At 69.7% G+C, this 19625-nt stretch carries 21 protein-coding genes and 1 tRNA gene; 8 read left to right on the top strand and 14 right to left on the bottom strand.

The window, feature by feature from the left end; all coding sequences use genetic code 11:
* Window positions 1–27: 27 nt before the first annotated feature.
* Both leuS and NBT67_RS08390 read left to right on the top strand, forming a co-directional pair.
* Window positions 28–2916, top strand: coding sequence for a leucine--tRNA ligase (gene leuS, locus NBT67_RS08395; RefSeq protein WP_251341266.1), 2889 nt, complete (start codon window positions 28–30; stop codon window positions 2914–2916).
* A gap of 45 nt (window positions 2917–2961) precedes the next feature.
* Entirely contained in the window at window positions 2962–3207 is a 246-nt protein-coding gene (locus tag NBT67_RS08390; protein WP_251341265.1) for a DUF7535 family protein, read from the top strand.
* On the opposite strand, the gene NBT67_RS08385 is transcribed toward NBT67_RS08390, so the two are convergent.
* From NBT67_RS08385 to NBT67_RS08365, 5 genes are all read right to left on the bottom strand, one after another.
* A complete protein-coding gene (locus NBT67_RS08385; RefSeq protein WP_251341264.1) occupies window positions 3188–4183 on the bottom strand; it encodes an ornithine cyclodeaminase family protein in 996 nt (331 codons plus the stop codon). The two genes, NBT67_RS08390 and NBT67_RS08385, sit on opposite strands and share 20 nt — an antisense overlap.
* 49 nt (window positions 4184–4232) lie before the next feature.
* Window positions 4233–5189: a hypothetical protein gene (locus tag NBT67_RS08380; protein ID WP_251341263.1), complete on the bottom strand. Its 957-nt coding sequence runs from the start codon at window positions 5187–5189 to the stop codon at window positions 4233–4235.
* Between the two features lie 110 nt (window positions 5190–5299).
* Window positions 5300–6931, bottom strand: a complete 1632-nt coding sequence (gene thsB, locus NBT67_RS08375; protein ID WP_251344366.1) for a thermosome subunit beta — start codon at window positions 6929–6931, stop codon at window positions 5300–5302.
* Window positions 6932–7156: 225 nt separating this feature from the next.
* On the bottom strand, window positions 7157–7552 hold the full coding sequence (locus tag NBT67_RS08370; RefSeq protein WP_251341262.1) for a DUF7383 domain-containing protein: 396 nt from the start codon (window positions 7550–7552) through the stop codon (window positions 7157–7159).
* Window positions 7553–7606: 54 nt separating this feature from the next.
* Window positions 7607–7762 carry a hypothetical protein gene (locus tag NBT67_RS08365; RefSeq protein WP_251341261.1) on the bottom strand — a complete coding sequence of 52 codons (156 nt, stop codon included), beginning with the start codon at window positions 7760–7762 and terminating at the stop codon, window positions 7607–7609.
* 166 nt (window positions 7763–7928) lie between these two features.
* Between NBT67_RS08365 and NBT67_RS08360 the strand changes: the two genes are divergently transcribed.
* Window positions 7929–8120, top strand: a complete 192-nt coding sequence (locus NBT67_RS08360) for a hypothetical protein (protein WP_251341260.1) — start codon at window positions 7929–7931, stop codon at window positions 8118–8120.
* Window positions 8121–8166: 46 nt separating this feature from the next.
* Here NBT67_RS08360 and NBT67_RS08355 read toward each other — a convergent pair.
* The 7 genes from NBT67_RS08355 to citZ form a co-directional block, all read right to left on the bottom strand.
* Window positions 8167–8247, bottom strand: a tRNA-Ser gene (locus NBT67_RS08355).
* 26 nt (window positions 8248–8273) lie between these two features.
* Window positions 8274–8480 carry a DUF7981 family protein gene (locus NBT67_RS08350; RefSeq protein WP_251341259.1) on the bottom strand — a complete coding sequence of 69 codons (207 nt, stop codon included), beginning with the start codon at window positions 8478–8480 and terminating at the stop codon, window positions 8274–8276.
* Between the two features lie 23 nt (window positions 8481–8503).
* On the bottom strand, window positions 8504–8884 hold the full coding sequence (locus NBT67_RS08345) for a Rid family detoxifying hydrolase (RefSeq protein ID WP_251341258.1): 381 nt from the start codon (window positions 8882–8884) through the stop codon (window positions 8504–8506).
* A gap of 144 nt (window positions 8885–9028) precedes the next feature.
* The gene (ilvA, locus tag NBT67_RS08340; protein ID WP_251341257.1) at window positions 9029–10258 is read right to left on the bottom strand and encodes a threonine ammonia-lyase; all 1230 of its coding nucleotides are present in this window, start codon (window positions 10256–10258) and stop codon (window positions 9029–9031) included.
* 83 nt (window positions 10259–10341) lie between these two features.
* Complete coding sequence (locus tag NBT67_RS08335) at window positions 10342–10665, bottom strand: DUF7344 domain-containing protein (RefSeq protein ID WP_251341256.1); 324 nt, start codon at window positions 10663–10665, stop codon at window positions 10342–10344.
* 243 nt (window positions 10666–10908) lie between these two features.
* Entirely contained in the window at window positions 10909–11301 is a 393-nt protein-coding gene (locus NBT67_RS08330) for a gamma-glutamylcyclotransferase family protein (protein WP_251341255.1), read from the bottom strand.
* A gap of 37 nt (window positions 11302–11338) precedes the next feature.
* Window positions 11339–12475 carry a citrate synthase gene (citZ, locus tag NBT67_RS08325; protein WP_251341254.1) on the bottom strand — a complete coding sequence of 379 codons (1137 nt, stop codon included), beginning with the start codon at window positions 12473–12475 and terminating at the stop codon, window positions 11339–11341.
* A 149-nt stretch (window positions 12476–12624) separates the two neighbouring features.
* Between citZ and dcd the strand changes: the two genes are divergently transcribed.
* Genes dcd through NBT67_RS08310 form a run of 3 tightly spaced genes read left to right on the top strand, consistent with a single transcriptional unit; the run spans window position 12625 to window position 14809 of the window.
* Window positions 12625–13206 (top strand): dCTP deaminase, encoded by a 582-nt coding sequence (dcd, locus tag NBT67_RS08320; RefSeq protein ID WP_251341253.1) that lies wholly within the window; start codon window positions 12625–12627, stop codon window positions 13204–13206.
* Window positions 13203–14132 (top strand): thiamine-phosphate synthase family protein, encoded by a 930-nt coding sequence (locus NBT67_RS08315; protein WP_251341252.1) that lies wholly within the window; start codon window positions 13203–13205, stop codon window positions 14130–14132. Before dcd ends, NBT67_RS08315 begins: the two co-directional genes overlap by 4 nt.
* Window positions 14129–14809 carry a class I SAM-dependent methyltransferase gene (locus NBT67_RS08310; protein ID WP_251341251.1) on the top strand — a complete coding sequence of 227 codons (681 nt, stop codon included), beginning with the start codon at window positions 14129–14131 and terminating at the stop codon, window positions 14807–14809. Before NBT67_RS08315 ends, NBT67_RS08310 begins: the two co-directional genes overlap by 4 nt.
* Before the next feature lie 18 nt (window positions 14810–14827).
* Here NBT67_RS08310 and NBT67_RS08305 read toward each other — a convergent pair whose 3' ends face one another.
* Together NBT67_RS08305 and NBT67_RS08300 are read right to left on the bottom strand one after the other, a co-directional pair.
* Complete coding sequence (locus NBT67_RS08305) at window positions 14828–15586, bottom strand: DUF7001 family protein (RefSeq protein WP_251341250.1); 759 nt, start codon at window positions 15584–15586, stop codon at window positions 14828–14830.
* Between the two features lie 3 nt (window positions 15587–15589).
* Window positions 15590–16516: a sulfide-dependent adenosine diphosphate thiazole synthase gene (locus NBT67_RS08300; protein WP_251341249.1), complete on the bottom strand. Its 927-nt coding sequence runs from the start codon at window positions 16514–16516 to the stop codon at window positions 15590–15592.
* Window positions 16517–16632: 116 nt separating this feature from the next.
* On the opposite strand from NBT67_RS08300, the gene NBT67_RS08295 reads away from it, so the two are divergent.
* Together NBT67_RS08295 and NBT67_RS08290 are read left to right on the top strand one after the other, a co-directional pair.
* Window positions 16633–17604, top strand: coding sequence for a glutathione S-transferase family protein (locus tag NBT67_RS08295; RefSeq protein ID WP_251341248.1), 972 nt, complete (start codon window positions 16633–16635; stop codon window positions 17602–17604).
* Window positions 17605–17699: 95 nt separating this feature from the next.
* A complete protein-coding gene (locus NBT67_RS08290; protein WP_251341247.1) occupies window positions 17700–19625 on the top strand; it encodes an outer membrane protein assembly factor BamB family protein in 1926 nt (641 codons plus the stop codon).

Here is a 19625-nt window from a genome sequence, read left to right as displayed (position 1 = left end):
TTAGGTCGGGGGGACTTGAACCGGGATATGGACTACGACCCGCAGGACATCGAGGAGCGCTGGCGGGAGCGCTGGGCCGAGACGGGCCGGTACGAGGCCGACCCGGACGGCGAGGGAGCGGCGACCGACGGGGAGGACGCGACGTTCATCACCGTCCCCTACCCCTACCCGAGCGGCGGGATGCACATGGGCCACGTTCGGACCTACACCGTCCCCGACGTGTACGCCCGGTACCGCCGACAGCGGGGGGACAACGTCCTCTTTCCCATCGCCTGGCACGTCACCGGCACGCCGATCATCGGCGCCGTCGAACGCTTGAAGAAAGGCGAGGAGGAGCAGTTGTCGGTGCTCCGCGACACCTACGAGGTGCCCGAGGACACCCTCCAGGACCTGGAGACGCCGATGGGCTACGCCCGCTACTTCATCGAGGAACACTACAAGCGGGGGATGAAGTCGCTGGGGCTCTCCATCGACTGGCGCCGCGAGTTCACCACCAACGACGACCGCTACTCGAAGTTCGTCACCTGGCAGTACGAGACCCTGCGGGAGCGGGACCGACTGGAGAAGGGCCTCCACCCGGTGAAGTACTGCACGAACGAGGAACAGCCGGTCACCACCCACGACATCCTGGAGGGCGAGGAGGCCGAGTACCAGGAGTACACCCTGATCCGCTTCGGCCTCGACGACGCGGTGGTGCCGATGGCGACGCTCCGCCCCGAGACGGTCCGCGGCGTCACCAACGCCTACGTCGACCCCGAGGCCACCTACGCCCGCGCGACGGTCGACGGGGAGCCGTGGCTGGTCTCCGAGGCGGCGACGGAGAAGCTCCGCCTGCAGGCCCACGAGGTGCGCGTCGAGTCGACGTTCCCCGGGGCCGACCTGGTCGGCCGGTCCGTCACCAACCCCGTCACGGGCGACGCGGTGCCGATCCTGCCGGCGACGTTCGTCGACCCCGACAACGCCACGGGCGTCGTCATGTCGGTGCCGGCCCACTCCCCTGACGACTACCTGGCGCTACAGGAGGCGAAAGCGGACGACGACCGGATGGAGCGCTACGGCGTCGACCCCGCCGTCGTCGAGGCCATCGAGCCGATTCCCATCCTCGACGTGGAGGGCTACGGCGAGGTGCCGGCGAGAGACGCCGTCGAGTCCGCGGGGGTCGAGTCCTCGAACGACCCCGAACTGGAGGCCGTGACGAAGGACCTGTACAACCGCGAGTTCCACGCGGGCCGCCTCCACGACGCGTACGGCGAGTTCGCGGGCGAGGTCATCGAGGACGTGCGCGAGGCCTACCGCGAGCGAGGCGTCGAGGCGGGACATTTCGACACGATGTACGAGTTCTCGGAGGAGGTGATCTGCCGGTGTGGCGGCGACGTCGAGGTGGCCGAACAGGACACCTGGTTCCTCCGGTACGACGCCGAGGACTGGAAGGCGGCGACCCGGCGAGTCGTCGAGGACATGGAGTGCATCCCCGAGAACACGGAGGGCGAGTACTACCACACCATCGACTGGCTCAACGAGTGGCCCTGCATCCGCAACTACGGGCTGGGGACGCGCCTGCCGTGGGACGACGACTTCGTCATCGAACCCCTCTCGGACTCGACGGTCTACATGGCGTACTACACGCTCGCGCCGCGCCTGCGCGAGATTCCGGTCGAGGACCTCGACCGGGAGTTCTTCGACGCCCTGTTCTACGGCCCCGAGGCCGTCGAGGACCCCGACCCGCGGGCGCTGGACCTGCGCGAGGAGTGGCTGTACTGGTACCCCGTCGACTACCGCTTCTCCGCGAACGACCTCATCTCGAATCACCTCACCTTCTACCTGTTCCACCACGCGGAACTGTTCGACGAACCGCAGTGGCCGGCGGGCATCGTCATCATGGGCATGGGGCTGCTGGAGGGCGAGAAGATGTCCTCCTCGAAGGGGCACGTCGTCCTCCCGGACGAGGCCATCGAGGCGTACGGCGCCGACACGGTGCGCTTTTTCCTGCTCAACTCCGCGGAGCCGTGGCAGGACTACGACTGGCGCGCCGACCAGGTCGAGAGCGTCCGGGACCAACTGGAGCGGTTCTGGAACCGGGCGACCGAACTGCTTCCCGAGGACGGGGACCCGACCTCGACGTTCGACGACGACCCGGCGGCCCGGGACCTCGAACACATCGACCGCTGGCTGCTCTCGAAGCTCCAGCGAACGATCCGGGACGTGACCGAGGCGATGGAGGGCTCGGAGACGCGGGCGGCCAGCCAGACCGCCTTCTACGGCTTCGAGGAGTCGCTCCGGTGGTACCGCCGCCGCACGGACCGGGACCGACCGGGCGCGCGGTGGACGCTCCGGCGCGCGCTGGAGACGCGGCTGCGCCTCCTCGCGCCCTTCGTGCCCTTCCTGACGAACGAACTCCACGAACGGCTGACCGGGACGCCGGCCGAGGACGCCCCGTGGCCCGAGGTCGACCCCGACCTCGAGGACCGGACGGTCGAACTGCAGGAGGAGCGGATCGAGCGCCTCACCGAGGACGTCCACGACATCGTGGACGTGACGGGCACCGATCCCGACACGGTTCGGGTGTACGTCGCCGCCGGCTGGAAGGGGGCGGTGTTCGACGCCGTCGCCGAGACCGGCCCAGACGTCGGCGCGGTCATGAGCGAGGCGATGAGCGACCCCGACCTCAGGGAGCGAGGCGACGCGGTGAACGACCTCGCCGGCGAACTCGTCGAACTCGCCCGCGACCTGGACCCCGAGACGCTCGACGCCATGCGTGACCTGGACGAACTGGCGGTCTACGAGGCGGCCGTCCCCTTCCTCGAACGGGAGTTCGACGCCGACGTGACGGTGTACGCCGAGGACGACGACCCGCCCGACCCGGGCGGGAAGGCCGACGACGCCGTCCCCTTCCGTCCCGCGATCCACCTGGAATAGTCGGGTTACTAACCTTTATTGGCGGCCGTGGCGTAGCACTCGTGCATGAGCGACGCCGACGTGGAGGCAGGGGGCGAGGAGGGGGACGGGACGCCGGCGCTCGACCCGGCCCGGACGGCCTACCGAACGCTCGGGAAGCCGTTTCGGTCGCGGCCCGACGCGGAGATGGACGTCATCGGGTGGAGCGTCTTTCTGGGCGTGTTGATCCTCCTTCTCCCCCTCCTTCCCCTCCTGATTCTGGTCTGGCTCCTCACCCGGGGACTGGACGCCGTCACGCCGACTCGCGAGTGAGGCCGAGGAGGTCGACGGACGTCCCAGCGCCGGCCGCCGCCGCCCGCTCGTAGACCACGTGGGCCGCGGCGACGTCCTGGATGGCGAGGCCGGTGCTGTCGAAGACGGTGACGCCGTCCTCGGGAGTCCGTCCCGTCGCCGCTCCCGTCACCACGGCGCCGAGTTCGGCGTGGACGTCGTCGTCGGTGAGGCGCCCCGCGCCGTAGGGGACGTTGATCTCGCCGGAGTGGGTACACTGTTCGCGGTCGTCGACGACGAGTTTCGCCGCGGCCAGCAGGTCGTCGGCGAGTTCGTGTTTCCCCGGGGCGTCGGCGCCGACGGCGTTGACGTGGGTCCGATCGCCGACGGTGTCGACGACGGGCGAGCGGACGGGCGTCGTCGTCGACACCACGTCGCAGGCGGCGGCCTCCGCGACGCTGCCGGCCCGCGCGTCGAAGCGGTCGCGCACCGCGTCGACGAGGGCGGCCGCTCGTTCCGCGTCGGCGTCCGCGACCACGACCGTCTCGATGGGGCGCACCGTCGCGATGGCCTCCAGTTGCGCACGGGCCTGGACGCCGGCGCCGACGAGGCCGAGCGAGGACGCCCCCTCGACCGCGAGGTGGTCGGTGGCGACGGCGGCGGCCGCGCCCGTCCGGCGGGTCGTCAGCGTCGTGCCGTCCATGATGGCGAGGGGCACCGCCGTCTCGGGGTCGGAGTAGATCATCGTCCCCATGACCGTCGGGAGGCCGTGTCGCTCCCGGTTGTGCGGGTGTGAGTTCACCCACTTCACGCCCGCCGCGTCCCAGTCGCCGGCGTCGAGGTAGGCCGGCATCGACCGGAAGTCGCCGTCGTACTGCGGCAGGTCGACGTACGACTTCGGCGGCATGGTGGCGTCGCCGCGTTCGTACGCCGCGAACGCCGCCTCGACGGCGTCGACGAGCGGCCCCATCGGTGCGTTGTCCTCGACCGTCTCGGCGTCCAGAAGCAGGGTCTCCATGGCCGTCCCTAACGCGTCGGGGGAGTTACCGGTTTCGCGAGCCAGGGGCTCAGCGGGTTCCGGTGGCGGTGGCGGTACCCGTGGTCGTCCCCTCGGGCGTCCCGCCGCCCTCGACGGTCACCGCGACGGATCGATCGATTCCCGGGCCGACCACCGAGAACCGGACGCTCTCGGGCGGCGTCTCGTCGTCGACGTGGTAGTCGATGGTCGCCTCGTGAGTCGCCGACTCGCCGGCCGAGAGCGGGAGGTCGATCCCCGCGGCCGAGTAGAGCGGCCCCCGGTGGTTGATGGCGCCGCGGAAGACGCCGGGGCCGTCGCCCTCGTTGGTCACGTCGAGGGTGACGGGAATCGGCTGGTCGGCCGACACCTCGGTGGGGACCTCGACGCTCGCCGAGAAGGCGGGCGGGGGCGAGCGGAGCGGGTCGGCCGCCGCCGGCGGGACCGACCACCGAGCGGCGGGGTCGTCGGCCTCGGGTTGCATGTCCGTCGCGCGCCGCCCCTCCCCGCTCAGGACGACCGCCACGGACTCGGCGTCCAGCGGCGCGGGAACGCGGAACCCGAGGAAGCCCCCGGGGTTCGAGTCGTCGTACTGCCGCCCGCTCACGGGCGCGTCGACGCGTGCGGGCCCGACGTACTCGATGCCGGATCCGTAGTAGGTGCCGTCGGCGACGAGCGCGAACCGGTGTGGCGCCGGCGGCTGTTCGCCGCGGACCGAGGCGTCGACGACGGCGAACTGGTCTCCCTCCGTGGTGGCGACGCCCATGGCGTCGGGCGCGGTCAGGTAGCGGACCGAGTGCGCGGTCACGAGGTCGGAGACGGTGACGGTCACGCCGTCCAGGGCGACGGCGTCGCCGAGCGTGGCGGCGTCGTCCGCGGGCGTGTCCGTCGGCGTCGCGGTCGACGTTCGGGTCGGCGATGCGGGCGACTCGCCGCCGTCGAGACAGCCGGCCAGTCCGGCCGCCGCGGCGCCGATGCTCGCGAGGAGCGTTCGTCTGCTGGAGGGCATGGACGCCGATTCCGGCGTCGAGAGTAAGGACTTTGTGTCCGAGCGGGGGTGAGGGCGGATCGGTCGGGGTCGGGAGCGTGTCGAACGGGGGATGGGGTGTCGGGCCTACGTCACATCGCGCCGCCCATGCCGCCCATGCCGCCCATGCCGCCGCCGGGGCCGCCGGCCTCCTCGTCCTCGTCGCCGGAGGTCGAGAGGTCGCCCGCGGCGATGATGTCGTCGATCTTCAGGACGAGGTTCGCGGCCTCGGTGGCCGAGGAGAGCGCCTGCTCCTTCGAGTGGGCGGGTTCGACGACGCCCGCGTCGAGGGTGTCGACCACGTCGCCGGTGAAGACGTTGAGGCCGGCACGCGAGTCGCCCGACTCGTGGGCGGCCCGCAGGTCGACGAGCGTGTCGATGCTGTCGAGGCCGGCGTTGCTGGCGAGGACGCGCGGGACGACCTCGACGGCGTCCGCGAAGGCCTCGACCGCCAACTGTTCGCGGCCGCTGACGCTGTCGGCGTAATCGCGCAGGCGGCTCGCGAGTTCGACCTCGACGGCGCCGCCGCCGGCGAGCACGCGCCCGTCGGCGGCGGTCGTCGACACCACGTCGAGGGCGTCCTGGATGCCGCGCTCGAGTTCGTCGACGACGTGTTCGGTCGAGCCACGCAGGAGGATCGTCACGCCGTGGGCGTCGTCGCCCTCGACGTAGAACAGGCCGGCCTCGGCGTCACGGGAGATGGAGCCGCGACCGAGGTGGGCGTCGGTGGCCGCGTCGAGGTCGGAGACGATTTCGGCGCCGAGGATCTCCTGGAGGAAGCCCATGTCGGACTTCTTCGTCCGGCGCACGGCGAGGATGCCCTCCTTCGCCAGCAGGTACTGCGCGAGGTCGTCGATACCCTTCTGACAGAACACCACGTCGGCGCCCGTGGCGACGATCTGGTCGACCTTCTCGCGGAGCTGGTTCTCCTCGCTGTCGAGGAACTGCTGGAGTTGGTCGGGGCTGTCGATGTTGACCTGCGTGTCGGCGTCGGCCTCCTCGACCTCGACCGGGTCGTTCAGCAGGAGCACGTCCGCCGAGTCGAACTCGACGGGCATGTCGTCGTTGACGGGGTCCTTGTCGATGACCGCACCGTTGAGGAGTTCGGACTCCGAGGCGGAGCTGCCGGTCTGGGTCTCGATTTCGACGAACTCGAGGTCGACGACGTGGGAGCCGTCCTCGGCCTCGATGGTGACGGCCTGCACGGCGTCGACGACGAGCTGGGCGAGGACGTCCTTGTCGAGTTCCGAGCTCTTGCCCGTCATCGAGGTTTCCGCGACCTTCCGCAGGAGTTCCTCGTCGGTGGCGTCGACGCGCTCCGCGATGTCGTCGACCTCCCGTCGGGCCCGGTCAGCGGCCATGTTGAACCCCTTGATGATCGCCGTCGGGTGGATATCCTGCTCGAGGAGGTCCTCGGCGTTCTTCAGGAGTTCACCCGCGATGGCCACGGCCGTCGTCGTCCCGTCGCCGGCCTCGTCCTCCTGTGTCTCGGCGACCTCGACGATCATCTCGGCCGTCGGGTTGTCGATGTCCATCTCCTGGAGGATGGTCACGCCGTCGTTGGTGATGGTGACGCTGCCCATCGAGTCGACGAGCATCTTGTCCATCCCCTTCGGGCCGAGCGTCGACCGTACCGACTCCGCGACGGCGCGGGCCGCCGAGATGTTGTACTCCTGAGCGTCCTTGTCCTTGACGCGCTGGGCGTCTTCGCCCATGATGATCATCGGCTGCCCCTGCTGCATTCGCTGACTCATGGTTCACCGTTCGATTGTTTGTCCTTCTATATAAATGGTGGTGTTGTGGGCGAGGTGACGGCGGACGACTCACCGGTGGTCGATTCGGAAAAATCGGCGGACGTGAACGGGTCGTGACGGAGTTTGACAACTGTTATCACGACTCGAAACGCGACGAACGATCCGGGGAGACGGGGAGTTTAAGTACGGGGCCGCTCACCCGTCTTCGGGCTCCTTCCAGTGGACGGTGACGGTGCCGACCGCGAAGGCGTCGTCGCTGTCGGCGTCGCGGGAGATGCGGAGGTCGTTGGTCCCGGAGACGAGGGAGACGGCGTCGCCGAGCGTGTCGACCCAGTACTGCCAGCCGTCGTTCGGTGGGATGTCGAAGCCGCTCATCGGGTCGCCGTTGATCAGGATTTCGTGGCCGTAGGCGCCCACGTCGAAGGCCTGGATGCCGACGTAGCCGTCCGTGGCGTCGTCGGTCGGCACCTCGAACTCGTGGGCCGCCGTCTCGTCGCCGACGTTCTCGGCCCAGTCGAGGTCGAGTGGCCGCCGCTCCGGCGCGAGTTGCGCGCCGACGTACATCGTCGCGTAGTTCGCACGGGGTGGCACGGTCGCCGGTTGGGCGGGACTACGTAAAAGACCGCCGACCCCGGCGGACGCCCGTTACAGGTCGTCCGCGGCCCCGTCCTCGCCCTCGCCGAACTCGGGGAGTTCCGCGTCCTCGTCGAGGGTCTCGAGTTCCTCCTCGTACAGTCGCCGGCGGAGTTGCGCGCGCTTGTTCCGCCCGTTTCGCTCGCGACCGCTTTTCGTGTCAGGCATTGTCATGCACGGAAAGGAGCCCCCTCCACATGAACCTTTCTCCGATTCCGGCGCCCTGCGAGACTGTCCGGTCGACGCGAAACGATCCCCGAACGGTTCCGAATCAGCAGGTTTCGGAACGAACGCTCGGCGTGCGTATTAAGTGGGTCGAATGTGAAGTGTTACCATGTCTCTGAAAGAGGGCGGAAACGACGTCGTTCCGGAGGAACCGTCGGCGGGGCGGAGATACGTCGCCGAGGCGGTCTGTACCGACTGCGACTACGCCGAATACCGGACGACGACGGGCGTGACGGGGACGTTCACGCGGTGTCCGGAGTGTGGCGGCGACCTGGTGATGCCGCGGGACGCGATGTCGTAGGCGACGAACGCGAGCCGCTGCTGGGCGGCGTAGCCCGCGAAAAACACGCCGGGACAGGGATTTGAACCCTGGATCCCAGAGGGAACACGCTTTCCAGGCGTGCGCCTTACCACTCGGCCATCCCGGCTCAGTTACGAGTAACCGCTCGCCCCTTTAACTCCTTTTGTTTCCCCGCACCCGCGGTTCCAGCACGTAGGTGAGACCCGCGGACGCGACGGCGACGAGCAGCGCGACGCCACCGAGCGCGAGGACGCCGGGGCCGAGCGGTCCGACGAGGAGTCGGTACCCCTGAACGAGGACGAGATAGGAGAGCGCTCCCACCAGCCCCCACAGGAGACTCGACTTGTGTCGAGCGTTCATTCGCCCGTGGCGTCCCGTCCCGATCACTCCACGTCGGCGATGGCTTCGATTTCGAGGGCCGCGCCCTTCGGCACGTTGCCCACCTCGATGGCGCTCCGGGCCGGCGGCTCCTCGTCGAAGTACGTCCCGTACGTCTCGTTCATCTCGTCGAAGTCCTCGATGTCGTCGAGGAAGATGGTCACCTTCAGCAGGTCGCTCGCGTCGGCGTCCTCCTCGGCGAGGATGGCCATCACGTTGTCCAGCGACTGCTCGGTCTGTGTCGCCACGCTCTCGTCGTCGAGCAGTTCGCCGTCGGTCGTCAGCGGGAGCTGGCCCGCGGTGAAGAGGAGCGAGCCGTTGGTGGTCGCCTGACTGTACGCGCCCACGGCCGCGGGGGCGTCGTCGGTGCTGATGGTTCGTTTCACGCCCGGGTGGTCACGCGGGTCCCGGTTAAAAGTACACGCCTACGGCCGTTCCTGCCGCGTCGTCGGCTCGCTCCCTCGGTCCCGGTGCCGGCCCCGGATCCGATGCGGAAGTGGCGACGCGAGCGGGGCGCGTGCGCGGCGCGCTCAGACCGACATCTGGTAGCCGTTGACGATTTCGACGTCGTAGCCCGCGTCCCGCAGCGCGGAGAGCAGTTCGTCGACGTGGTCGGGGCCTCGGGTCTCGACTTCGAGTTCGACGCGCGCGTCGTTCATCGCCACGTCGCGGGACGTGCGGTCGTGGTGGAACGCGGTGATGTTCGCCCGGTGGTCGGCGATGATCGTCCCGAGTTCGACCAGCGCGCCGGGCTGGTCCTTCAGGATGGTCCGGAACCGGAGGTAGCGGCCGGTCGCCACCAACCCCCGCATCACGACCGTCGTCAACACGTTCAGGTCGATGTTGCCGCCACAGCAGGCCGGCACGATGGTCTCGCCGTCCGCGTACTCGACGGCGCCGGAGAGCAGGGCGGCGATGGAGATGGCGCCGGCCCCCTCCGCGAGCGCCTTCTCGCGTTCGAGCAGGTACGTCAGCGCGATGGCGATGGATTCGTCGTCGACGGTCACCACCTCGTCGACGCGCTCCTTGATCACCTCGAAGGTGCGGTCGCCGATCCGGCGGGTGGCGATGCCGTCGGCGATGGTGTCGACGCCCTCGCGCTCGTAGATCTCCCCCTTCCGTAACGATTCGGCGGCGCTGGAGGCGCCCTCGGCCTGCACGCCGATCACCCGCACGTCGGGGTCGTGGGCCTTCACCGCCGTGGCGATGCCCGAGATCAGGCCGCCGCCGCCGATGGGGACGATCACGGTGTCCAGTTCCGGGCAGTCCTCGACGATCTCCAGCCCGATGGTCCCCTGCCCGGCCATGACCATCTCGTCGTCGAAGGCGTGGACGTACGTCCGGCCCTCATCCTCCTCGATCCGGTGGGCCTCGGCCTGGGCCTCGCTGTAGTCCGCCCCGTGGAGGACGACCTCGCCGCCGTAGCGCTCTGTCGCCTTCACCTTCGAAACCGGCGCGTGCTCGGGCATGACGATCTTCGAATCCACGCCCGCGCGGGTCGCCGCCAGCGCGACGCCCTGGGCGTGGTTGCCGGCGCTCGCGGTCACGACCCCGCGCTCCCTGTCCGCCTCCGGGAGCGTCTCGATCCGGTTCATCGCGCCGCGGATCTTGAACGCCCCCGTCCGCTGGAAGTTCTCCAGTTTGAGGTGGACGTCGGCCCCGGTCATCTCGGAGAAGGCGTACGAGTATTCGAGCGGTGTGTGGCGTGCGACCCCCGATACCCTGTCCCGGGCGTCGAGGACGTCGTCGAACGTGATCATACCCCCCATACCCCGTGGCGGCGGTTAACGGTTTATGTACGAGCGATCGCGGCGGCGTGGGTCGCACGCGCCGGGTCAGTCCGTCACGCCTCGTCGATCCGCTCCGCCCGCAACGACGAGACCACCGAGTCGGCGGCCCGCAGGAGCGCGTCGAGGCGCTCCGCGTCGACGTCGGTTAGCTCCCGATCGGCCGGATCGTACTCGACGATACCGGCGTCGTCGAGGTGCGGGAGGTGGGTGTGATGCAGCGAGACGGCGACGTCCTCGCCGTCGAGGGATCGCGCGAGCACGTCGACCGACAGCGGCCGGTCGGCCCGTTGGAGAACGTGGAGAACGTCGATCCGCCGGGGATGCCGGAGGACGGCGAACGCGCGTTCGGCGGGCCGGGGGGAGCGCGACTGGTCCATTGGTCAGTATAGTTGTACGACTGATAGGTTGGTGTGGAATCATAATCCCCACCGTTCACCACGGACGTGACACAGCGGCGCGGCCGCTCCGGAGTATCGAAAGGGGGAATGCACGCGTGTGACGTGCGGTTGATGCATGGCCGGCGACCCACATAAACGTCATGAAGGCGCGGCGAAAGTGAAAGTAACCGACGGCGTGGGGATTCGCCGGGCGTCGGACGCACGACGGACGCCGATTCGGCGTCAAGAGTGTTCCGGCCTGACGACCGCCTCGCCGTCGTCGAAGTAGCGCCGCACTCGCTCCGCGAACGGGCCCGACCCGGGCCACGTCACCGCCTCCTCGCTCGCCAGGGCGTCGGGATCTCCGACGTAGACGGCGGCCGATCCGCCGTCGGTTCGTGGTGCGTCGACGCGGACGTAGAGTCCCCGTTCGACCCCTTCGTAGGCGTCGAGGGCCTCGATTTCGTCAGTTCGGAGGAGGCGACCGGCCGTCTCGCCGCCCGGAGCGAGCGTCGGGTACCGGCCGGCGACCGGGTGACAGCCCTCTAGCACCGCGGCGCCGACGAAGACGAAGGAATCCACCACCGACGCCACGCGGTCCGGTTCGGTGAGCGTCCCGTAGACGAACACGTCCATGGGTACGGGAGGACCCCCGAGGGGTTCGACCTTTCGGCTATCGCTCGTCGATCGGGACGAACTCGCGGCCGCGCTCGCCGACGTAGCGGGCACGAGGCCGAATCAGACGGTTGTCCTCGTACTGTTCGAGCAGGTGAGCGATCCAGCCGCCGACCCGCGACAGGGCGAAAATGGGGGTGTAGAGATCCATCGGAATCCCCATCTGGTAGTACATGGACGCCGAGTAGAAGTCGACGTTGGGGGCGAGACCCTTCTCCTCGCTCATGTACTCCTCGATGGCGACGGAGTACTCGTACCAGCGGGGGTCGCCGGCCGTCTCGCCCAGGCGCTCCGAGTAGGTCTCCAGAATGGCCGCCCGGGGGTCGCGAACGTTGTAGACGCGGTGGCCGAAGCCGGGGATGCGCTCGCCGGCCGCGACGGCGTCCTCGATCCACTCGCGGGGCTCCTTCCCGCTCTCGTCGATCTCCTTCAGCATCCGCATGACGTTCTGGTTGGCGCCGCCGTGGAGGGCGCCGGAGAGCGTCCCGATGGCGCTCGTGACGCCGCTGTGGAGGTCGGCCAGGGTCGACGTCGTCACCATCGCGGAGAACGTCGACGCGTTCAGCCCGTGGTCGGCGTGCAGGACGAGCGCCGTATCGAACGTCTCGGCGGCCACGTCGTCGGGCTCCTCGTCGTTCAGCATGTAGAGGAAGTTCGCGGCGTGGTCCAGATCCGACCGGGGTTCGACGGGCTCCGCCCCGTTCCGGCGGCGGGCGAAGGCCGCCAGCGCCGTCGGGAACTTGGCGGTGATCCGACAGCCCTTCGCGAGGTTGGCCTCGCGGTCGTCGGGGTCGGCCTCGGCGTCCGGATCGTACGCCGAGAGCGCCGAGGTCACCGTTCGCATCGCCGCCATCGGGTTCGCGTCCCGGTCCGCGAGTTCCGCGATGAGGTCGTGGACGGCCGGATCGAGTGTCCGCTCGTCGGCCAGCCGGGCCGCGAACTCGTCGCGCTCCGAGCGTGTCGGCCACTCCCCGTTCCAGAGCAGCGACAGCACCTCCTCGTAACTGGCCTCGTGTGCGAAGTCCTCGATGGCGTACCCGCGGTAGCCCAACTCGCCGGCGTCGCCGTCGATGTAGCTCAGCCGGGACTCGGAGACCACCACGCCCTCCAGCCCCCGCTTGACCTCGTCAGACATACGCTACCGATTTCCTGCCGTCTCAAAAAAGCGTTGTCGTTTCCTTCACGGTTCCGTCAGGAATTGCCTCGAACGCCAACGGACATCGGCGGACGCCCCGCCACGGCGCCGACCGGGGGGATTTTACCGCTCGGCGCTACCGCTTAGGTATGATCCTGTCGGACACCGACATCCTCGCTCGGCTCCGCGAGGGTGATCTCGTGATCGACCCGCTCGACGACGTGGACCAGCAGGTCCAGCCCGCCAGCGTCGACCTCCGTCTGGGGTCGGAGTTCCTGGAGTTCCAGCGCACGAACATCCCCTGTATCCACCCGACGCGCGAGGGGGAGGTGAGCGACTACATCGCCGAGACGGTCGTCGACGACGGCGAGGAGTTCATCCTCCACCCCGGCGACTTCGTCCTCGGCACCACGAGGGAGCGCGTCGAGATGCCGGGTGACCTCGTCGCGAACGTCGAGGGCCGCTCCTCGCTCGGCCGCCTCGCGGTGGTCGTCCACGCCACCGCGGGGTTCGTCGACCCCGGCTACCGCGGCCAGGTCACCCTCGAACTGTCGAACCTCGGCACCGCCCCCGTCGCGCTCACGCCCGGCATGCGCGTCTCTCAGCTCGTCTTCACCGAACTCTCCTCGCCCGCCGACCGGCCCTACGGCGTCGACCGCGGATCGAAGTACCAGGACCAGCGGGGTCCCCAGGCCTCCCGCATCGGGGACGACCCCGAGTTCGAGTCATGAAGTTCGTGGAGGAGGTCGTCGTCGAGGAGTTCCTCCCCACCGTCCGCTCGATGCTCGCGACGGACCTCCGCGAGCGCGGCTTCACCCAGAGCGAGGTGGCCGAGGCCCTCGGCATCTCCCAGTCGGCCGTCTCGAAGTACGCCCACGGCGAGGTGACGACGAGCGACCGGATCGGCGCCGACGACCGCGTTCGGGACCTGGTCGAACGCGTCGGCAGCGGACTGGCGACCGGCGACATGAGCCGCGTGCAGGCGCTCGTCGAAATCGAGGTGCTGATCCGACAACTCGAGGACGGCGACCTGCTCGCCGAGCGCCACCGCGAGGTCATGCCGGAACTCCGGGAACACGGCGGCGACTTCGACGTGCACGACCCCGAGAGCACCGTGCGGACGACGGAGGAGGTCCGCTCGTCGGTCCGCCGGGGGCTGCGCATCCTCCGGAACACCTCGGCGTTCGCGAGCCTCGTCCCGAACGTCGGCTCGAACCTCGTCGAGTGCCTGCCCGACGCGGCGGACGTCGAGGACGTCGCCGCCGTCCCCGGCCGCATCTTCGACGTGCGGGGGACCGCGACGGTCCCCTCCGACCCCGAGTTCGGCGTCAGCGAACACGTCGCCTCGGTGTTGCTGTCGGCCCGCGCGGCCGGCGCGCCGGTCCGCGGGGCGGTCAACCTCCGGTACTCCCCGGACCTGGTCGCGGCCCTTCGCGCGGCCGGCTACCCGACCGTCGAGTTCGACGTCGAACGCGAGAGCGACGACGGATCCGAGGCCACCCGCTCCGGCGTCGTGGACGCCGTGCGCGAGGCCGCTCCCGGCTCGCCGTTCGTCCTGTATCAGACCGGCGGCTTCGGCATCGAACCGATCACCTACGTCCTCGGGGACGACGCGCCCACGGTGGCCCGCATCGTCCGCGACCACTGCCGAGGGTGACGACCCCCGATCCCGACCGGGCGGCGGCCGCACAGGGGTTCTACTCGCGGTGGGCGCGCGCCTACGACGCCCTCGCGCGACACGCGCCGGGGGCCCGGGCTCTCCGGCGCGACGCCGCCGCGACGCTCGACCTCGCGCCGGGCGACACCGTCGTCGACGTCGGCTGTGGGACCGGCGCGAACTTCCCCCACCTCCGGGAGCGGGTGGGGCCGTCGGGGCGCGTCGTCGGCGTCGACTTCGCCCCCGGTGCGCTGGCGCGCGCCCGAGCCTACGTCGCACGCCGGGACTGGGGGAACGTGACCGTCTGCCGCGGCGACGCCACCCGCCTCCCCGTCCGCGACGCGGACGCCGTCCTCGCAACCTTCCTCGTGGGGATGCTCCCCGACCCCGCGGCGACGGTGCGGTCGTGGCTCGGCACGCCGGCCCCGGATCGGCTCGCCCTGCTGGACCTCGCGCGCAGTTATCGGCTTCCCGGACGGCCGTTGAACCCCGGGTTCGACCTCGCGGTGGCCGCGAGCGCCCCGCCGGGGACCCGCGATCACCACGGCGAGTCGCCCGCACGGGTCCTCGACCGCCGGGTCGCCGCCGCTCACCGGGCGCTGCTCGACGCCTGTCGGGCGACGACTCACGAGACGCGCGCCGGCGGGTTCGCCTACCTGAGCGCCGGGCGACGGTAACGTCGCCGCGAGCGACGCCTACCCGTACCGCTCGGCGTGCGCCTCGCAGAACGGCGGCTCGCGGAGCTGTGCCCGGACCACTCCGGGCTGGCGGTGGGCGTCGTACAGTCGACACCGCTCGTCGTCACAGAACGCCGCGCCCGTCTCCAGCAGGTCGGCGGCGGCGAGGACGTACCCCTTCAGGGCGTCGGTCGTCCGTGGATCGTCGGCGACGAGGAACTCGCCATCGATCTCCGACTCCAGCACCTCCCTGGGCGGCGCGTCGCCCGTCAGCATGGCGTGTTTGCTCTTCGCCTCGTAGTACGCTTCGGGCTTCGCTGGCGCCTCGTAGAGGCCGGGGACGGAGACGAGGGCGGGCTGGCCGAGGACGGCCACGCGCTTGTGCCAGCGGCCGTCGTGGTCGCCCCACGTCCCCACCACCCGGTCCAGCAGGGGGACGTGCAGGTGGTCGAGGCCCTGGTCGTCGGGGAGGCGGGCGTTCAGCGCCCGCTGAACCGCGCGACCGTCGTAGACGACGCCGCCCGCCCGCTCCGGTTCGGAGAGCGCCCGCTCCTCGTAGCGGACGATCCCGAGCATCGTGTTGCCCGTCTCCCGTTCGTAGGGGTCGGTGACGCGGGCGGCGGCCAGTTCCTCGGCGAGGCCGTCGTCGTCGAGCCCCCCGAGCAGCCGGTCGCGCACCCGCACCTCGGCGTCGATGCGGTCGCGGAGCCACGCCGCGAGGGCGTCGGCGTCCGCGGCGGTGGTGGGGGCGCGATAGAGGGTGACCGTCTCGACCATTCCCTAGTCGTCCGCGGGCGCTCGCGACGTCATGTCGACGGGCTCCGCGTCGACGCCGAGTTCGTCGATGGCGGCCTGGGCGGCGCGCTTGCCCGAGACGAGCATGGCGCCGAAGGTCGGGCCCATGCGCGGCAGGCCGTAGGTGGTGGCGACGGCCATTCCCGTCGCGATCAGCCCGTCGTGGACGAGCCCCGTATGCTCCACCACGGCGTCCTCGCTCTCGCCGACCCACATCGAGTCGTGGCCCGGGGAGTCGTGACCGGGGGCGCCGTAGGAGTCGTCGCCGGTCTGGTCCATGCCCTGGTTGTTCTCCTTGGCGTGCTGGATGCCCGGCGCGTCGAGGACGCCCCGCTCGTCGAGTTTGGTGACCGCGACGGCGTCGTGGCCCGTCGCGTCGATCACCAGGTCCGCCTCGACGGCGATGGGGTCGACGCAGGTGATCTCGCGGGGCAGCGCGTGAACCGGCGTCCAGTTCATGACGATGCCGCCGACGCGGTGGTCCTCGCGGATCACGATGTCGGTGAACTCCGTCATGTTCTGGATCTTCGCGCCCGCGTCACACGCGGCCTTGATGAGGCCGGAACACGCCTCCGGCCCGTTGGCGACGTACAGCCCGTCCGTGTCGCTGGCGGGCTTGTAGTCCACGTCGAGGTCGTCGAGTACGTCCTGGGCGGGGTCCCGGACGGTCACCTTGTTCATCAGAAAGCCGCCGAGCCAAAATCCACCTCCAAGGTAGTTGTTCTTCTCGACGACCATCGTCTTCACGCCGCGCTCGGAGAGTTCCTTCGCCGCCATCAGCCCCGAGGGACCGCCGCCGACGATCAGGACGTCCGAATCCGAGAAGTCCATGAACTCCTCGGTCCACTCCTGTCCGATCGCCCGGGTCACGTCCGCTTCGCCGACCTGACTGAACTCGCTGAACGAAGACATACCACTCAGTAATATCACCGAGTAGTTGATATAGCTTGCGACACCGTGTCGAACCGCCCAACCCTTTTCGCAATCGCTCCCCTAGTCCGGTCGATGACAGACACGGTGATCCCTCGATGAGCGGCCTCGTCGACGGCGAGTGGGTCGGCACCGACTACGAGACGGGCGACGACGGCGAGTTCGAGCGCCAGGAGACGACGTTCCGCGACCGGATCGGTCCCGACGGCTCGTTCCCGATCGAGGCCGGTCGCTACCACCTCTACATCTCGCGGGCGTGTCCGTGGGCCCACCGGACGGCCATGACGCGCAGTCTGAAGGGCCTCGACGACGCCATCTCGCTCTCGCTGGTCCAGCCGGAGCGCTACGACGAGGGCTGGGAGTTCTCCGAGACGCATCCGGACCCGCTGTACGGCGCGGAGTACCTCCGTGACGTCTACGTCCGCGCCGACCCGGACTACACCGGCCGGGTGACGGTGCCCGTCCTCTGGGACCGGGAGGAGGAGACCATCGTCAACAACGAGTCCGAGGAGATCATGCGGATGCTCGACGTGGAGGCCCACGAACTCGCGACCCGCGACGTGGACCTCTACCCCGAGGGCTACCGCGACGAGGTGGACCGTCTGATCGACGACATCTACGACCCGATCAACAACGGCGTCTACCGCGCCGGCTTCGCCGGGTCACAGGCGGCCTACGACGAGGCGGTCACGGACCTGTTCGACGCCCTCGACCGCTACGACGACCTGCTGGCGGACCAGCGCTACCTCGCCGGCGACCGCCTGACGGAGGCCGACCTCGCGATGTTCGCCACCCTCGTGCGCTTCGATCACGTCTACCACACCCACTTCAAGTGTAACCGCCGGGCCATCCACGAGTACGACAACCTCTGGGGGTACACGAAGGACCTCTACACCACGCCCGGCATCGAGCGCACCGTCAACGTGGACCACATCGTCCGCCACTACTACGTCAGCCACGGCGACGTGAACCCCAAGCGACTGGTGCCCATCGGCCCCGACGTCGACTTCACGGAGGGACACGACCGGGACCGGTTGCCGGGCGGGCCGCCCGAGGCGCTGGTGGAGTAGCGTCGCGAAAACACTAGTACAACAACAGTTTTCCCCGAAGGCGGGACCGCTTGACGGCGAATCACTTATCATTCTCCTGTGACACGTCGACCGTGATGACCGATTCAAGGGCGGGGTGGACGCGACGGGCGGCCTTGCGGACTGTCGGCGGGTCGCTCGTCGGGGCGGCGCTGGTGTCGGGACCGACCGGTGTCGCGGAGGGACAGACCGAGGAATCCTGGCCACAGTTCGGGTACGACGACGCGAACACCGGGCACGCGCCTGCCAACACCGGGCCGGTTACCGGCATCGAGCGGGAGTGGCTCTTCGAAACTGCCGGGGATCTCGGCGAGGACGGTTCGGAGTGGTCGTCGCCGGCCGTCGTCGACGGGACCGTCTACATCGGTCGAAAGGTCGACGACACGGTGTATGCGATAGCGACCGATAACGGGACCGAGGAGTGGCGATTCGAGACCGAATCCGGCGTCACCTCGTCGCCGACGGTCGCCGACGGCACCGTCTACGTCGGGAGTTCCGACGACAACCTGTACGCCCTGGACGCGGCGGACGGAACCGAACGGTGGAGCTACCACGTCCCCGACACGGAACTGTCCTCGGGCAACGACGTCGACTCGTCGGCGACGGTGGTCGACGGAACGGTGTACGTGGGGAGCGGCAACGGCAACGTGCACGCTCTGGACGCCGAAGACGGCACCGAGCGGTGGTCGTTCCGGACGGATGGCCAGGTGTGGTCGGTGCCCGCAGTCGTCGACGGGACGGTCTTCGTCGGCAGCTGGGACGAGCGCGTGTACGCCCTGGACGCCGAAGACGGCACCGAGCGGTGGTCGTTCGAAACCGAGGGCAAGATCTGGCTCTCGTCGGTCGCCGTCGCCGACGGCACCGTCTACGTCGGAAGCGGCGACAACCGGGTCTACGCGCTGGATGCAGCCACGGGGGCCGAACGGTGGTCGTTCGAGACGGGGGATACGGTCAAATCGACGCCGGCGGTCGCCGACGGAACGGTCTACGTCGGCAGTTGGGATGGCAACCTGTACGCCCTGGACGCGGCGGACGGAACCGAACGGTGGCGCGCCGACGCGGGAAGCATCAGTTCGTCGCCGGCGGTGGTCAGCGGTACCGTGTACGTCGGCCGGGACGGCGGCGGACTGGTCGCCCTGTCCGCGTCGGACGGGACGGAGCGGTGGTCCGTCGGGACCGGCGACGAATCCCTCACGTCGTCGCCGGCAGTAGCGAACGGGACCGTCTACTTCGGTGCCAACGACAGTAACGTCTACGCGGTGACGGGGCGTTCCCCGACGCCGACGCCGACGTCGACGCCGACGCCGCTCCCCGAGTCGGATCCCGTCGACGGCGGGGGAGGCGGCGACCGTGGGGGAGGTGGTGACGCCGGTGCCGGTCCCGACGGCGGTTCGAACTCGATTCTCCCCCTCGTCGGTGGGCTCACCGTCCTCGGGGCGGGCGGCCTCTGGTATCTCCGTCGGAATGGCGGGTCCGACGACGGCCCGCGGCCGGACGACGACCCGCGGCCGGACGACGACCGGCCGCCAGCACCCCGAAACGGCGGGGACGGATCGAACGCCGTCGGAGCGGTCGCCTCGACCGACTCCGCGGCGACCACGGCCGACGGGTCGCCGTCATCCGATGCCCGACCCCGTCCCGACGAAACCAGCGCGGGCGACGTTCACTGGGAGGAGCCGATGTCGACCGGTGACGAGGGCGAATCCGCCACGCCGAGTCCCGACGCCACAGCGGAGGCCGATGCCACCGATCCGTTCGACGACAGATCTGCCGCCGACCTCGATCCGGCCGACGTGTCGACGCTGGTGGATCGACTGGAGAACGGTCGGTATCCGGAGTCGACGGCCCGACTCCTCGCGGCCGCCGGCCGCCAGCGGCCCGAGATGGTGGCCCGTACCGACGCGGTCGAGCGACTTCGCGACCTCCGTCTCGCACCCGATCCGGCGGTGAGTCGGGCGGCCACCGAGGCCCTCGACGGCGTGGAGAACGACGACGGCCGATGA

Source organism: Haloplanus sp. GDY1, assembly GCF_023703775.1.
GTDB classification, from domain to species: Archaea; Halobacteriota; Halobacteria; order Halobacteriales; family Haloferacaceae; genus Haloplanus; species Haloplanus halophilus.
This window is presented reverse-complemented; position numbering and strand designations above follow the sequence as displayed.